At 53.3% G+C, this 15,073-nt stretch carries 11 protein-coding genes, 7 tRNA genes, 1 rRNA gene and 1 pseudogene; 16 read left to right on the top strand and 4 right to left on the bottom strand.

Annotation, left to right across the window (positions count from 1 at the left end; genetic code table 11):
- Positions 1-100 precede the first annotated feature (100 nt).
- The 9 genes from rrf (at position 101) to C162_RS01800 (ending at position 1,770) form a co-directional block, all read left to right on the top strand.
- A 5S ribosomal RNA gene (gene rrf, locus C162_RS01840) occupies positions 101-217 on the top strand.
- A gap of 83 nt (positions 218-300) precedes the next feature.
- Positions 301-717 (top strand): AAA family ATPase, encoded by a 417-nt coding sequence (locus C162_RS01835; protein WP_063828965.1) that lies wholly within the window; start codon positions 301-303, stop codon positions 715-717.
- 189 nt (positions 718-906) lie between these two features.
- Positions 907-981: transfer RNA gene (locus C162_RS01830), tRNA-Glu, on the top strand.
- A 73-nt stretch (positions 982-1,054) separates the two neighbouring features.
- A tRNA-Val gene (locus C162_RS01825) sits at positions 1,055-1,130 on the top strand.
- A 39-nt stretch (positions 1,131-1,169) separates the two neighbouring features.
- A tRNA-Met gene (locus tag C162_RS01820) sits at positions 1,170-1,243 on the top strand.
- A gap of 5 nt (positions 1,244-1,248) precedes the next feature.
- Positions 1,249-1,326: transfer RNA gene (locus C162_RS01815), tRNA-Asp, on the top strand.
- Between the two features lie 142 nt (positions 1,327-1,468).
- Positions 1,469-1,543, top strand: a tRNA-Gly gene (locus tag C162_RS01810).
- 6 nt (positions 1,544-1,549) lie between these two features.
- Positions 1,550-1,626, top strand: a tRNA-Arg gene (locus C162_RS01805).
- 65 nt (positions 1,627-1,691) lie between these two features.
- Positions 1,692-1,770: transfer RNA gene (locus tag C162_RS01800), tRNA-Leu, on the top strand.
- Between the two features lie 73 nt (positions 1,771-1,843).
- On the opposite strand, the gene C162_RS01795 is transcribed toward C162_RS01800, so the two are convergent.
- The gene (locus C162_RS01795; protein ID WP_036690593.1) at positions 1,844-2,791 is read right to left on the bottom strand and encodes an NAD(P)-dependent oxidoreductase; all 948 of its coding nucleotides are present in this window, start codon (positions 2,789-2,791) and stop codon (positions 1,844-1,846) included.
- Positions 2,792-2,932: 141 nt separating this feature from the next.
- On the opposite strand from C162_RS01795, the gene C162_RS01790 reads away from it, so the two are divergent.
- A complete protein-coding gene (locus tag C162_RS01790; protein ID WP_036690591.1) occupies positions 2,933-3,817 on the top strand; it encodes a LysR family transcriptional regulator in 885 nt (294 codons plus the stop codon).
- Between the two features lie 25 nt (positions 3,818-3,842).
- Here the strand turns inward: C162_RS01790 and C162_RS35845 are convergent.
- Both C162_RS35845 and C162_RS01785 read right to left on the bottom strand, forming a co-directional pair.
- A pseudogene (locus tag C162_RS35845) lies at positions 3,843-4,048 on the bottom strand (VOC family protein); the annotation flags it as partial.
- Positions 4,049-4,091: 43 nt separating this feature from the next.
- The gene (locus C162_RS01785; protein WP_036690590.1) at positions 4,092-6,083 is read right to left on the bottom strand and encodes a beta-galactosidase trimerization domain-containing protein; all 1,992 of its coding nucleotides are present in this window, start codon (positions 6,081-6,083) and stop codon (positions 4,092-4,094) included.
- 131 nt (positions 6,084-6,214) lie between these two features.
- On the opposite strand from C162_RS01785, the gene C162_RS01780 reads away from it, so the two are divergent.
- Positions 6,215-7,126, top strand: a complete 912-nt coding sequence (locus C162_RS01780; protein ID WP_036690588.1) for an AraC family transcriptional regulator — start codon at positions 6,215-6,217, stop codon at positions 7,124-7,126.
- A gap of 18 nt (positions 7,127-7,144) precedes the next feature.
- On the opposite strand, the gene C162_RS01775 is transcribed toward C162_RS01780, so the two are convergent.
- Positions 7,145-8,011: a helix-turn-helix domain-containing protein gene (locus C162_RS01775; RefSeq protein ID WP_051493140.1), complete on the bottom strand. Its 867-nt coding sequence runs from the start codon at positions 8,009-8,011 to the stop codon at positions 7,145-7,147.
- Positions 8,012-8,145: 134 nt separating this feature from the next.
- Here C162_RS01775 and C162_RS01770 point away from each other — a divergent pair, with 134 nt between their 5' ends.
- From C162_RS01770 to C162_RS01750, 5 genes are all read left to right on the top strand, one after another.
- Positions 8,146-8,892 carry an SGNH/GDSL hydrolase family protein gene (locus tag C162_RS01770; RefSeq protein ID WP_051493139.1) on the top strand — a complete coding sequence of 249 codons (747 nt, stop codon included), beginning with the start codon at positions 8,146-8,148 and terminating at the stop codon, positions 8,890-8,892.
- 33 nt (positions 8,893-8,925) lie between these two features.
- A complete protein-coding gene (locus C162_RS01765; protein WP_036690586.1) occupies positions 8,926-11,235 on the top strand; it encodes a helix-turn-helix domain-containing protein in 2,310 nt (769 codons plus the stop codon).
- A 249-nt stretch (positions 11,236-11,484) separates the two neighbouring features.
- Complete coding sequence (locus tag C162_RS01760; protein WP_036690585.1) at positions 11,485-12,471, top strand: ABC transporter permease; 987 nt, start codon at positions 11,485-11,487, stop codon at positions 12,469-12,471.
- A gap of 15 nt (positions 12,472-12,486) precedes the next feature.
- Complete coding sequence (locus C162_RS01755; protein WP_036690583.1) at positions 12,487-13,371, top strand: carbohydrate ABC transporter permease; 885 nt, start codon at positions 12,487-12,489, stop codon at positions 13,369-13,371.
- A gap of 38 nt (positions 13,372-13,409) precedes the next feature.
- Positions 13,410-14,960 (top strand): ABC transporter substrate-binding protein, encoded by a 1,551-nt coding sequence (locus C162_RS01750; protein WP_036690581.1) that lies wholly within the window; start codon positions 13,410-13,412, stop codon positions 14,958-14,960.
- Positions 14,961-15,073: the final 113 nt, after the last annotated feature.

The following is a 15,073-nucleotide window of genomic DNA, read 5'->3' as shown; positions in this document are numbered from 1 at the left end:
ATTCAGTTTTCAGGAATCAATTCCTGAACGCAACGAAATTCATTCACACATTCGTGATGAACCGAATTTCTAGCGGCAGCGTCTGTTTTACAGACGCATGTTTGGTGGCGATAGCGGAGGGGTTCCACACGTACCCATCCCGAACACGACCGTTAAGCCCTCCAGCGCCGATGGTACTTGGACCGAAGGGTCCTGGGAGAGTAGGACGTTGCCAAGCACTCAAGACCACTGTTGATTATCAATGGTGGTTTTTTGTTTGTGTTTGTGTTTACCATTAAAGTCTATGATGGAGGTGCCAGCTTGATTATCTGGCTTAATGGTGCCTTTGGATCAGGGAAAACACATATAGCAAATGAACTCCAACGCAGAATTCCACATTCGTATGTATTTGATCCGGAAAATGCCCGTTTTTATATCAGGGACAATATTCCTGCCGAGATGTCAGAAGCTGATTTTCAGCACCATACGCTCTGGCGTGACTTTACCTATTCGATGCTGACATACCTGGATTCAGGCTATAGCGGAACCATTATTGTACCTATGACACTAGTGAAAGAAGAGTATTTCATAGAGATTGTGGGCAGGCTGAGAAGTGAGGGACGGGATGTCCGTCATTTTAACTTGACTGCTTCCTCTGAGACCTTACACAGGAGATTGGAGAGCCGTGGTGAAGGGCCAGGACTCCTGGGCCGCTTTACAGATGGAGACATGTCTTAGGGGCTCAAGAGTAAACTCTTCGCATACGACGTAGATACTGAACATAAATCAGTTTCCGAGGTTGCAGAGATTATTATGGCCTTGGTGGAGAATCCAGTAAGTAATGAATAGAGCAATAATATTTCTATTGTATTATACTATTTTATTTGATATAATACTTTTTGTTGTCGAAAGATTGTTTGCTTATCTGGCTCGTTGGTCAAGGGGTTAAGACACCTCCCTTTCACGGAGGTAACATGGGTTCGAATCCCATACGAGTCACCACATTCATCTTTGAAAAATTAATGGTTGTATATCTCATGTAAATGTGTTATGATCATTAAGTTGCTTCTTCGATGGAGGCTTAGCTCAGCTGGGAGAGCATCTGCCTTACAAGCAGAGGGTCGGGGGTTCGAACCCCTCAGCCTCCACCATGCAGAGTTTGTAAGCCAGAAAAGAATATCTATTACTGACGCGGGGTGGAGCAGCCCGGTAGCTCGTCGGGCTCATAACCCGAAGGCCGCAGGTTCAAATCCTGCCCCCGCAATATTTGGAACCGTGGTGTAGTTGGCCTAACATGCCTGCCTGTCACGCAGGAGATCGCGGGTTCGAATCCCGTCGGTTCCGCCATTTTTATGGCGCAAGGGATGAGAAATCCCTGGGTTCGTTGAAGCATAGGCATCGTAAGGAATACTTCGCAATCTCGTAACGGAGTGAAGAGTATCCCGTCGGTTCCGCCATTTTTATTGAAGCAGTTGAATACATACCGTGTGCGGACGTGGCTCAGCGGTAGAGCATCGCCTTGCCAAGGCGAGGGTCGCGGGTTCGATTCCCGTCGTCCGCTCCATATTTTGCGCCCTTAGCTCAGCTGGATAGAGCGTTTGACTACGAATCAAAAGGCCGGGAGTTCGAATCTCTCAGGGCGCGCCATTATTATTTTATTGAATGTCTTCATCTGAAATTTAATTATCCATTGTGGATATATATGATATTAAGCCGGCGTGGCGGAATGGCAGACGCGCTCGACTCAAAATCGAGTGGGAAACCGTGGAGGTTCGAGTCCTCTCGCCGGTATTAAAAAAGGTTTATGACATTGTATTTCGTACAATGTCATAAACCTTTTTTTGTATTTTTATTGCACCGAAACTTATAATAACTGATTGAGCCTGCTTTCAGGCTCTTTCCCGTTTTGCACACGTTTTATATTATCTATAAAGAAATCGTATCTTTTTTTGTGGAATTTCCGGCCGTCAGGCATTCCTGCGGTATGGGGAGTAAGGACCACATTGCCCAGAGTGCGGAGCTCACTATCTAAGGGAAGCGGTTCGGATTCATACACATCCAGGCAGGCGCCGGAAATCCCACCTTTTTTTAATGCGTCAATCAAGTCTGTCTGATTAACAATCCCGCCGCGGGCCGTGTTGATGAACAGAGCGCTACTCTTCATTTTTTGAAATGCCGTCTGGTTGATCAGATGCTTGGTCTGCTCAGTCAAGGGAACATGTACACTTACGATGTCCGATGTGCTTAGAAGAGTATCGAGATCCGTCATTGTCACCGAATCGTCAGCCTGTACTACGGTCTTTCTTGCATAAGCCAGCACCTTCATATCAAAAGCGCTGCAAAACGCAGCGACTTTCTTTCCGATAGCACCCAGACCGATAATCCCAATGGTTTTGCCCTCTAGTTCACTCCCTGTGTACTCCAACTGATGTTCATTCATCCTGTTTTTCATGAAATGATCAAGAAACGGTATGTTTTTATAATAAGCCAGCATTAGTGCCATTACGTGCTCGGCCACGGCCTGTGCATTCACTCCTGCCGCATTAGCCACCCAAATGCCGAGCTCTGTACAGGCAGGGATATCGACATTATCATAGCCTGCACCTGTCTGTACCAATTTTAATTTTTTGGCACTGGCGAGCAGGCTAGGGTCCACTTGGATATGTTCAGGAATGAGGACCTGGCAATCTTCAATATGATGCAACATATCTTGTCCGGGCGGGACAATGACAACGTTCCAGTCTTGCGGAAAATACCCGGTAATCTTTAATTGTGCAGTTTCGTTAAAATGACCAACGATGAGAATCTTCATGGCTAAACCACCTTTTCATAACGTGGGTTATTTGACCCCTTGTCTGTGTTAATGATAATTTTAGACATAAAGAATAATGTTGTAAAACGCAAATGTTTTGTGAACTATATTAATATTTTCTATATATTGAGGAGGTATTCGATGTATTTTCCTGGGATAGAGGCATTTTTAGCTATCGTAAGGACCGGGAGTATAAGTAAAGCGGCAGACATGCTGCACCTGTCACAAGCAACGGTAAGCTACCGGCTAAAGACTTTAGAGCAGGGGATGGGCGGCCTATTGGTGGAGCGAAGAAAAGGGGCAGCCAAAATCAGCCTGACCCCAAAAGGGGAGAACTTTTTTAGTATTGCGGAAAGATGGGAGGCGCTCTGGAGGGAAACTCAAATTTTAAAGGCGAATGGTTCGCAGTTAAGTCTGGCCATAAGCGCTGCCGAAAGTATAAGCCACTTCGTCTTGCCTCCGGTATATAGAATGCTTAATCAGCACACTCCGTCCATCCGATTGCAAATTCGTACGCAGCATACGCAGGAGGCTTTTGATAGTATTGAGCGGCGTGAGATGGATGTGGCGTTTGTGGTACGGGAAATTGTGTCGCCTAGCGTTACTGTTCAACCGTTTTTCACTGAAGAAATGGTGTTGTTGCGCTTGGCTGTAACAGGGCGGCAGGCTGGAGATACGGTAGAAATGGAAGAATTGGCGGCAGAGCATGAGGTCCTCGTCAATTGGAATCGGGAGTTTCAATTCAGACATGACCAGTGGTGGGACCCGCTGTGTCCGTCCCGTGTACATCTGGACTCAGCGGGACTCATCACTACTTTTTTGACGAATGCCAGACAATGGACGATTGTGCCTGCTTCGATTGGCGTCCATATGATGGGGATGGGAGAATTTGTTCTTCAGAAGCTGGCGCTGTCAGTGCCCCCCAGAGTAGGCTATAAGGTCACTCATAAGTTTCCAAACCAGGCGTTACACGAGCCCCTTCAGATTCTTGATAACTATCTGCGAGATACATTTGGAGTCCAATGACCTGGCCTGCTGTGTTATACAATCCCATTTTGTGATAATCTCTCCAGAAGTTGTCCGTATTCAGAAAAAGAAATACCCGGCCGCCTGCCTGATTGCCGATAAAGGGCTCCTGTTCAGGCTTCGACGCCCGGGCCAGCAGAAGGGTAGCGCCTGCTGATCCGGGAGGGGAGACTACGACCCATCTTTTCTCCTGCTCGGGTGATAGAGATCTTCAACTAATGTGATTTCTAGGCAATGGTACAGCTCTTATTATTTTACTATAAATGGACCTAATCTACACCAGCTCAACCACTACCATCTGGTGATTCTCCAGATAAGGAAGGGTATAGGTAATCTCGCTATCCTGGTTGAACGTGAACGGCAGCTCTGTCATGGCCGGGGCCAGGTAGACCCGGTGGACGGGTCCGGGAGACGGGAGCCGCAGGCTGACTGTAATATCATGGAGCGGTACGAGGTCCTCAATGACTTCAATCCGGCCCTTCAGGGAAGGGGCAGCATAGAGCAGATGATTCACATAACGCTGTTCTGCCTGCTGATACTGCAGGGTCGTTATGCCGCGGGCCGGCAGATTCGTACGCAGTGACGGCTGAGGCAGCAGCCGCGACAGGGCATGCAGCACCAGCTCCTTCAGAATAAGAGAGCCCGCTTCGGCGTACTCGCTGAATACTTTCCAGGCAATATAGATTCCGCCCCTGCTCTGGGCCATTCCCGGACCATTGTTCTCCATGGCGCCAGGTGTGTGCTGGTGGGAACAGAAGGTGAAGACGTCACGGTTAAAATAAGGGTTCTCCAGATGTCCGAGCGCCTCTCCTTGTCCTTCCTGCAATTCGATTAGCTGGCCTTCGCCGTACATGACAAAAGAAGCAGGCAATAGCGCACCTGGAGTGAAATAGGGCTTGAAATACGCGGGCTGGTACGGGTTCTCTCCAAGCCAGGTGATTCCCAGGTCCAGGGCAAATGCATCCCCGGCCAGATTTAATCCCGAGCATCCGGTAACCAGCACCTTGCCGCCGCCAGCTGTGAAGCTCTCTATGGCATCAGCCAGCTCAGGCCATACAGATACCTCATCCGGGAGAATCAGCACCTTGTACGCGCTAAAATCGCTGAATGTATCTACGATATCATACAGGTAATGCCCTTCGGTCAGCATCCGGACCACTCCGGCGTCAGCCAGATTATGCTCCCCTCTGCGTGCTTGCCCGCCGGGACAGGCCTCCCGTGCCGCTTCCAGCGATAAGACGGCAATGTCGGCCACAGCAGTGACCCCGCTGCACCATTCCTCCTTCGCCTCGACCTCGCTGTAGGCAGCGCCGATCAGGGCGTAAGTCGCTTCATCCATCAGGCCGGAGGGATGGAGCTGGTCACCGATGGAGCATCTGGCACCGTGGGCCAGGCTAAGCGCAGTCTCGAACCGCAGCGCGTTCGGATGCTTATAGCCGCCGAACTCCCCCCAGGAGGTATGGAATTTGCCGGTCATGCCGAGGAATTCCATGCCCAGCGTCTGGGCATAGCGTGCGGACAACGGGAAATGATCATAACCCCAGCCTCCGGTGGGCAGGGACTCCAGCTCCAGATGGCTGTTGACCTGCACGAGGTCACGGCGTCCCCGCTGCTGATGGCCGTTGTTATGATAGACAGGAAGGCCGGGCTTCACGGCATCCAGGGTCTCCCGAACACGGCGGGCATAATTCAGATAAGTCTGCTCACCGAGGGCGATGACGGCAGCTTCATCGCGGGGATCCTGGCCCGCAGCCCGCAGAGCGGTGACGCAATATTGGCAGCGGCATTTACGGCAACCAACGATATCCAGGAAGATGCCGTCGGCATCGTAGCGGGAAGCCGCCTCATGAATCTGGGCCAGCAGGATGTCCAGATAAGGCGTGTTCATACAGAATTCGTGGTAACCCGGTGTCATGAAATCCTTCACCCACCGGGTCCGGTCCTCGGCGTCGCGGATTAGCCATTCCGGGTGGCGGCGGGCCAGCTTCTCGTCCAGGCCGGCTGATAAATACACCGGTGTACGGACTCCGATCTCATGGGCAGCCTCAATCATTTCACCCAGCAAGTCGAAGGTGAGCTCGGGGTGCATCTCATTGGCTTCACTAGGATGATAGGCCCAGCCGTGATGGCATTTGGAGAACACGGTGACAGAGTCTACATGACCTGTACGCAGCATGGACTGGAACTGGGCTCTCGAGAAGTCCCGGCCAATGCCGGGAATGGCTTCTGAGGTATGGAAATCAAGATGAACCTGACGAAAACGCATGGATACTCAACCCCTTATGGAATGGAATGAAAAGAAGATTCCCAGTCACTGTACCTCTTTAATGCGGGATCTGCCAGTGTTAATATAGACTTGGAATAGCACAAAACCGACTTTGGAGGGGAGGAGGCATCATGCTATGCCTGGAGTTTCCAATTCCGCCGCTGCCGCAGTTTGTCACGGTGGGGCATGCCGTCTGGTCACCTGGCGACCGGCATTTCGCCCGCACCTTCGGTGTATATGATCTGCTGCTGGTCAAGCAGGGAACACTCTATATGATGGAAGCGGGCAAGGAATATGCGGTAGGGCCGGGGATGGTGCTGCTGCTTGAGGCTGGATTGAATCATGACGGATATCGTGCCTGTGAAGAGGATACGGAGATCTACTGGGTGCATTTCATTCATGCACCTGAACCGGCATATATCCGGCGCGGGGATATCCCTTGGTCTACACTACTGGCAAAGGGAACGGTGGAGGATGAGGAGCCTTCGGTGCAGCAGCGGCTGTATCTGCCGAAGTTCGCAGCCGTTGATCTGGAGGGGCTGGAGCCGATCCTGCAGGAGATGAACGAGCTTCATAACCGGCTTAGTGCAGAGAATGCCATGCGGCTTCATCTGCTGCTGGCCGGGCTGCTGGCGGCGCTTCAGGCGGAATGTGAGCGTACAGCTCAGCCGCCGGAGCCGGCGGTCCGGCTGGCCCGGGCGGCCGCAGCCTATCTGGCGGTGCATTGGCGGGAGCCGTTCCATCTGGCGGGGCTTGCAGAGGAGCTGCATTTCCAGGCTGATTATATTACCAGATGCATGAAGCAGCATATCGGCACCACGCCGCTGCAGTATGTGCTGCACCTGCGTCTGGAAGAAGCGAAGAAGCTGCTGGGCGGTACGGTACTGGGCATCTCGGAAGTTGCTGAACGGGTAGGCATTCAGGACCCCAATTATATGACCCGACTGTTCAGCTCCAGATTCGGAGTGACCCCCGGAGCCTACCGGCAGCGGCTGCGCCAGCGGGATGAGGCTGCTGCCGTTACCGGTCCGGGGGAGGGCTGAGCACCGCCCGGGCAGCGGTCAGGAGCCCAGCATCCGCCCGCGGTATTGGCTGGGACTACAGTTAAATACCTTGCGGAACTGGCGGGAGTAATAATTCTGGTCATGGAAGCCGCTGTCCAACGCCACCTGCGAGATGCTCAGGCCCGGGCTGCGCAGCAGGGTGCAGGAATAATCCAGCCGCTTACGGATGACATAATCCATAGGAGTGGTCTGGTAGTTACGGGTGAAGACCCGCAGGAACTGGCGGGTGGACATATAGGCGCGGTCCGCCATTGATTGCAGCGTGATCGGCTGCAGGAAGTGTTCTTCGATGTAGGTAACGGTCTCCCCGATCCGCAGCGCCTTGTTATCCTCATGACTGCTGCTGTTCTGGTAATAGCGGGAGAGCATTCCTACCAAGGCTGTGAAGTAGGTACGGATCATCAGCCGGTAGCCCTCGGGCTGCTGGTCATGCTCCTCGAGAATCTCATCCAGCAGCCGGGTAGCTTCCCGGAGCTGCCTGGCTTCCAGCGAGAGCATCCCCTTGAAATACATCTCCTTCCGGTAGAACGGCTCAATATAGAATAAGGCCTGGAAGCCGGGGAGGAGCCTAAGCTCGGACTGCTGGAGCAGCTGCTCCGGCTGGAACATCACGTTCACGTATTCAATTCCGTCAACATTCTTGTAGCCATGGGAAACGTTGCTGTGGATTAGAAAAACCTGTCCGGCCTTAACCGGCACCTCTCTCCCTTCAATGATGTGAATGGCGTGTCCTGACAGAATAACGACAAGCTCCGAGAAATCATGGCTGTGGACGTAGTAATCATGGGTCAGCGGGCATTTCTGAATTCTAAAGGTAAAACCCGGCTCAAGGCCGATATCCCGCGCTAGGATTTTGGTAGTCATGGCCATATTATGCTAAAGAAGGTCGGGATCGTCAAGGCGCAAAGGCGCGGGCGGCGCTACCATTAGGGTGGCGGGTGTACCGGCCTGGCTGCGGCCGGGCAGTGAGACCTGTGCCAAGGTCAGGAGGTCAAAAAATGCGGAATGTACTTAAGGATAGAATCACACGGAATAACAGAGCCCCCCGGATACTGTTCCTTGGGGACAGCATTACAGCTGACGGACAATATATCCGGTTGATCCGGGAATGGCTGAACATGCACCGGCCGGAGTGGACCGCCGAGCTGATTCCATCCGGAGTACCCAGCGAGACGGTCTCGGGTCTGAGCGAGGCTGCGCATCCCTATCCGCGCCCTTGCGTGCATGAGCGGCTGGCCAGAGAGCTGGCGGAGGCTGCTCCTGATATGGTTATAGCCTGCTATGGCATGAATGACGGAATCTATCATCCCTTCTCGGAAGAGCGGTTCGCTGCTTATCAGGCGGGTATGCTGGCACTCAGCACCCGGGTCGGTGAAGCTGGAGCCGGGATCGTACTCATGACACCTCCGCCGTTCGATGCCCTGTCCATGAAGGGGGAGCTACAGCCCGCAGACGCGGCGGACTTCAGTTATCTGGCGCCATACAAGGACTACGATCAGGTGCTGGAGCATTATGCGGACTGGTTGCTATCCGGGGGCTGCCCTGCGGACAAAGTGATCGATCTGCGTACGCCGCTGCTGGAGCTGATCCGGCATGAGCGCTCGCAGAACACCGCTTACAGATATGGAGACGGTATCCATCCGGACACCCCGGGGCACCGGGTGATCGCACGGACGCTGCTCCGGGAATTGTCCGGCGGGGAGCCGGAACTGCAGATTGACAAGTATTTTGGCGCGGGATTATAGTAAGGACACCTTAAGAGCCGGGAGAGGGATCACATGAACGTACTGCAGACGATCCGTTCGCGTAAATACTTGCAGCGGATCCTACTCAGCTTTATGCTTGTTGTTGCCATTCTGGCTGTAGCTTCGCTGCTGATGAACTCGGGTGCCCGCAGCAAGGTGCTCAGCCTCCAGAATGAAGCGGACCGCAAGCTGCTGACCCAGATCAATTACAATATCGAGAACATGAACGGGATTGTAAAAGATCTGGCGGTCTCCCTGTACAATGACGAGGAGATGCTGGCGCTGAAGTCCGGCGCTGATTACAGGCAGAGCATCCTCAAGATTGAGCGGCTGAATCATACGGTCGCAGCCTCTCCGTACCTGCATGCGGCCGTCTTTTATAATGGGGCCCAGCACCGGTTCTTCTCGTCGCTGAATCATGAGATTAACAATAGTCTTCTGTACAGCTCCTTGCAGAACTATATGGATTCCCGGGCAGATCTGCCGAAGCTCCAGCTCATTCCGCTCGACCTGGACGGCAAGGGCGGGGGGATTGATGTCTTTGCCTTCTTCCTGTATGACGGGGATACCTTGGGTTCAATCAATGACAATGTGCTGATCCTCACGGTAAAGCCGGGATGGATGCTCGATAATATGAAAGCGCTTAACCAAGTGGCGGAACGGCAGAATGATGTGTTATTCGTGACCGATACCGACGGTGAGGTGCTGATCGCAACCGGCGGGCAGGTTCCTGAAGGGCTTAACCTGAAGGGAGAGCTGCTGCCGCGGATCAGCGCTTCGGGCAGGCCGCTGGATTCCTTCAACTACAGTCATGACGGCAGGAAATATAAAGTGACTTATCTGAGCAAAGCCCTGAACAACTGGCAGATTATCAGCATGCAGGATTACGATGTGGTGCTGGGCAGCGTCCGGCAGATGAAATGGACGGAGATCGCGGTCACGCTGTCCGTCGTTCTGCTGGCCGTGCTGTTATCTGTGTTCTTCGCGGTGCGGCTGTATAAACCGGTAGGCCAGCTGCTGACTCTGGTTCCAGGGGATGTGCGGGCCGCGCCGCAGGCCAAGGATGAGCTGTCGCTCATTGCAGCCAATCTTACGGAGATGATCAGTAAGCTGAAGGGGCTGGAGCTGGAGCGGGCCTCGCAGTCCAATATTGCCAAGCTCTATCAGCTCCGCAGCCTGATCGCTTCAAGCCACAGTCTGGATGAGCAGTCCTTCCTGCAGCTTAGGGAGCAGCACGGCATCGATATTGCCTATCCGTCCCCTCTCCGGCTGGCGCTCGTGCAGATCGACAACCTGCAGGGGCTGGCGGCAGAGCCGGGGCTGCCGATGGAATCGCTGCTGTACTTCGCCATCTCCAACATCGGACAGGAATTATTGCGCCTTCAGGGCTCCTGTGAAGCTGCAGATATGAAGAGCGGGCATCTGGTCTTCATTGCCGGGAGTGCGGACGGGGAGCTGGCGAAGCTCGAGGAACGGTTCAGGGAGCTCCAGCAGACGATCGGCAACTATTATCATATTACTTTTACAGTCACGCTAAGCGAGGTCTTCACGGATTACCGCAGCATCACGGCGCATTATAATCTGGCGCAGCGCCACGCCAATTACCGGATGATCTACGGCAAAGGTGCTGTGCTTGAGCCGGAGATGCTCCGGGCGAATGAAGAGAATGAAGCGCTGCGCATTCCGCAGGAGCTGGAGCGGCAGCTGACGGAGGGACTGAAGGGCGGAGATCTGGCAGAGACCGAGCAGACGATCCGCAAGTGGAGGGCGCTGCTTGGCGGCTTCAGCTACGAGAATATGTATTCAGCGGTGCTTCATCTGGCCGTGACTCTGAGCCAGACGCTTGCCGAGATGAACAGCCGGAGTGTCAATCCGGTCTCGCTTAACCTGCAGGCGATCAACCGCCGGATTCTGGAGAAGGAGACGCTGGATGAGATGGAGACGGTCCTGCTGGAGGTGGTGCGGGAAGTTGCCGAGCAGCGCAGGAGCGGGCGCGAGGACAAGAACCGGCTGCTCGCGGACACGGTAAAGGAGATTATTGACAAGCATTACGCCGATCCTGACCTGAATGTGCAGCGGATTGCCGATATGCTCAAGATGAATCCGGTCTATCTGGGCCAGGTGTTCAAGGCGCAGGAAGGCACGAGCGTGGTGGATCAGATCAACGCCGCCCGGCTGGCCAGTGCCAAGAAGTACCTGGAGCAAGAGGATTTCACCGTAACAGAGATTATGGAGAAGGTCGGGTTCGGGAACGAGAGTTATTTTTACCGCCTGTTCAAGCGCTGCTATGGCACCACGCCGAAGGATTACCGCCTGAAATCAGCCATTGACCGCAGCAGATGATTCCACTTTCCCAATATGTAAGGCAGGGTCCGCTACATGAGCACTGTTCATTTGGCGGGCTTTTTGCTGTGCCGTGCAGAAGTCTGCCCCCTCTAGACAGGAATCTGGTAACAATACAGCCCGGCTTTACAGCATTCTTGCAATTGTACAGTAACGCAGCGGCCTGATTCTGCGCTATGTTAGTCGTGCAAAGCCTGGGACACAGGCAAACAGCTGCAGCTAAGGAAGGAAAGGAAGGGGCTCAAGGTTATGTTGAATAAGGTTCCGCTGGCGGAACAGCAGGCAAGTTCAGGAGCGCCGCCGGCCACGCGCAGACAATCCTGGCTCCGAAGGGAGCTGGCCCATTTCAAAAGCAACCGGGAGCTGTTCCTGCTCTCGCTGCCGGGACTGCTGTACAAATTGATTTTCGCGTATATTCCGATGATTGGTCTGATTATCGCCTTCAAGAATTACCGGTATGATCTCGGGATCTTCGGCAGTAAATGGGTCGGGCTGGATAACTTCCGTTATTTGTTCACTACGGACACGGCGTGGCGGATTACAAGGAATACGGTCCTGTATAACACCGCTTATATTCTGATAGGCACCTCAGCGGCGCTGCTGCTGGCTATTCTGATGAATGAGATTAAGGCCAAGTGGAGCAAGTTCTATCAGACGGCCTTGTTTCTGCCCCATTTCCTGTCATGGGTGCTTGTGGGTTATGTGGCTTATGCCTTCTTGAACCACTCTGACGGCTTCATCAACCGCACGCTGGAATCCTTCGGGCTAAATCCGGTGAGCTGGTACCAGAATCCCGGACCCTGGCCGGTCATTCTGATTCTGGTTCAATTGTGGAAAGTGGTGGGGTTCAACACGCTGATTTATTTTGCCGGCATTATTGGCATTAACAGTGAATATTACGAGGCGGCGCGGATCGACGGGGCAACCAAGCGGCAAATGGCCTTCAAAATCACGATCCCGCTGATGGCCCCAATCATCATTATTATGCTGATTCTGTCGATCGGCAACATGTTCCGTGGGGATTTCGGCCTGCATTATTTCATCCCGAATAACTCCGGTTTTCTCTATGGCTCTACGGATATCATTGATACTTATGTGTACCGTGCGCTGCGTGAGGTCGGCAATGTGAGTATGTCTGCGGCTACCGGGTTCTATCAGTCGGTTGTCGGTCTGGTGCTGGTGCTGACAGCTAACGGAATTGTGCGCAAGGTCGATCCCGATAATTCCCTGTGGTAAGGAGGTGCCCGAAGCGTGGGCAAAAAATTTGAATTCTCGAAGCTGTTCATTAATCTGCTGTTTATCGTGCTGTCGCTGGTGGTGATTCTGCCATTCCTGCTGGTCATCGTTGTCTCGCTGACGGATGAGAAGTCATTGACCGAGAACGGGTACCAGTTCATTCCTTCATCCTTCAGTCTGGATGCCTACCGCTATCTGCTGGACGCTCCCGATATCCTGCTCCGGGCTTATGGCGTTACGTTCACGGTGACGATCATCGGCGCGCTGGCTGGACTGCTGCTGACCGCGATGACCGCCTACGTGATTTCAAGGCAGGATTACCGGTATAACCGGGCGACGACGTTCTATGTTTTTTTCACTATGCTGTTCAGCGGGGGTCTCGTTCCCTCCTACATTCTCATTACTCAGTACCTGCATCTGAAGGATAGCCTGCTGGCGCTGATTCTGCCGATTCTGCTGTCGCCGTTCAACATTATGGTCATGAAGGGCTTCATGTCCAAGATTCCGCTGGAGATCATTGAATCGGCCAAAATCGACGGGGCGCGGGAGTTCCGCATTTTCTTCCGGATTATTCTGCCGCTCTCGACGCCTGCCCTGGCTACGCTGGGTCTGCTGATATCCTTCACCTACTGGAACGAATGGTTCAACGCGATGCTGTACATTGACGATCCGAACAAGGTACCGCTGCAGCTGCTGCTGGTGCGGACACTCAACAGTATTGAGTTTCTCACGACGAACTCGGAATTTACCGGACAGCTTGGCATTGACCTGAGCAGCTTCCCAAACAGCTCCGCGCGGATGGCTATTGCCGTACTGGCCGGCGGACCGATGCTGGTCATCTTCCCGTTTTTTCAGCGGTTTTTCGTCAAAGGGCTTACGGTTGGCTCCCTAAAGGGTTAACATACAATTACATGTACTAAGTACAGGAGGTCACTCACATGAAAAAAGGGCTGGTTGGCGTATTGGCATCCGTAATGCTGCTTGCATCCGTGCTGTCAGGCTGCGGAGGGAACAATAACGGCGGCAATGGCAATGCTGCTACAGGTACGGAAGGAAGCGGAACGGGGGTTGCGCAGAGCGCGGCACCGGAATCCGGGAAGGACGGCGAGCTGAAGCCGGTCGAACTGACCTGGTATTATCCGCTGTCGCAGCTGCAGGCAGACCAGGATAAGGTGCAGGAGGAAGTGAATAAGATTACGAAGGCGAAGATCAACGCCACCGTGAAGCTGATGCCTGTAGCAATCGGGGACTATGTGCAGAAGATGAACACCGTGCTTGCGGCAGGCGAGAAGTTCGACATTCTCTGGACCGGTTATATGCTGAAGCCGGAGGAGCTGGTGCGCAAGGGAGCGATTCAGCCGATGGATAAGCTGCTTGACGAGTATGCGCCGGAGCTGAAGAAGGATGTGCCGCAGGTGATGTGGGATGGCCTCTCGGTGGACGGGGAGATCTACGGTATTCCGAACCAGCAGATCAACGGCTCCCGGTATGGCTTCATCATCCAGAAGCGCTTCGCTGACAAGTACAAACTTGATACCGCTTCCATCAAAAAAATAGCGGACATCGAGCCATTCCTGGCCCAGATTAAGCAGAACGAGAAGGATATCATTCCGTTTGGCGTATTCGGCACTTCCTTCATCAATCCGCAGTCGCATGATGACAAGTACTGGGTAGTTCCGGGTCTGGATGACCATTTCTATATTAAGACAGATGATCCCTCGTATACGCTCCAGCGGTACCCGGAAGAAGAACTGGACAATTTCCGGCTGGCCAGCAAGTGGTATAAGGATGGCTATATTTACAAGGATGCCGCTACCGAAAAAGCGAATGATTACCTCGCCAAAGGCCAGATTGCCGTCGATTTCAACGTGACGCTGAAGCCGGGCGTCGAGGCTGAGGTGAAGGCCAAAAACGGCGGCAATGACGTCATCACCGTTCCGCTCAGCGACTGGTTCTCCAACGGTTATTCGGCTACAACCAACCAATCGATCAGCCGTACGGCCCCTAATCCGGAGCGCGCGATGATGTTCCTGAATCTGGTGAATACCGACAAGGAGCTGTACAATCTGCTCTGTAACGGGATTGCCGGTGAGCATTATGATAAGGCAGACGGGGAGTACATTAAGGCCAAAGCGGATTCCCGCTACCTGCCGAATATGGACTGGGTGTTTGGCAGCGTATTCAACTCCTACCTGAAGGAAGGACAGCCGGAGAATGTGTGGGAAGAGACCAAGAAGATCAATTCCGGTTCCGAGGTAAATCCGGTCGGTGCCTTCAAGTTCAATTCCGAGCCGGTGAATACCGAAATCGCCAACCTGAATGCGGTGTGGGGGGAATATAAGCGGGGACTGGTGACCGGTACGCTTGATTTTGAAGAAACCTGGCCTGCGCTCTATGGCAAGCTGAAGGAAGCCGGCGAAGAGAAATACGTGGCGGAAGTTACCAAACAATTCGAACAATTCCTTAAGGATAAAGGTCTGAAGAAGTAAGGGTAAGGTGTAAGGACACAGAATAGATCTACACGGCTGAGGAAAACCGGAGAAACCTGCTGCTCATGGGGGGCTTCGCCAAACTGAAGTTGGCGCAAGCCCCTACATCCTAC

This window comes from Paenibacillus sp. FSL R7-269 (genome assembly GCF_000517865.1).
In the GTDB taxonomy this organism is placed as follows: domain Bacteria; phylum Bacillota; class Bacilli; order Paenibacillales; family Paenibacillaceae; genus Paenibacillus_AQ.
Note: the sequence above shows the minus strand (reverse complement) of the source record. Positions and strands in the feature narration are given on the sequence as shown.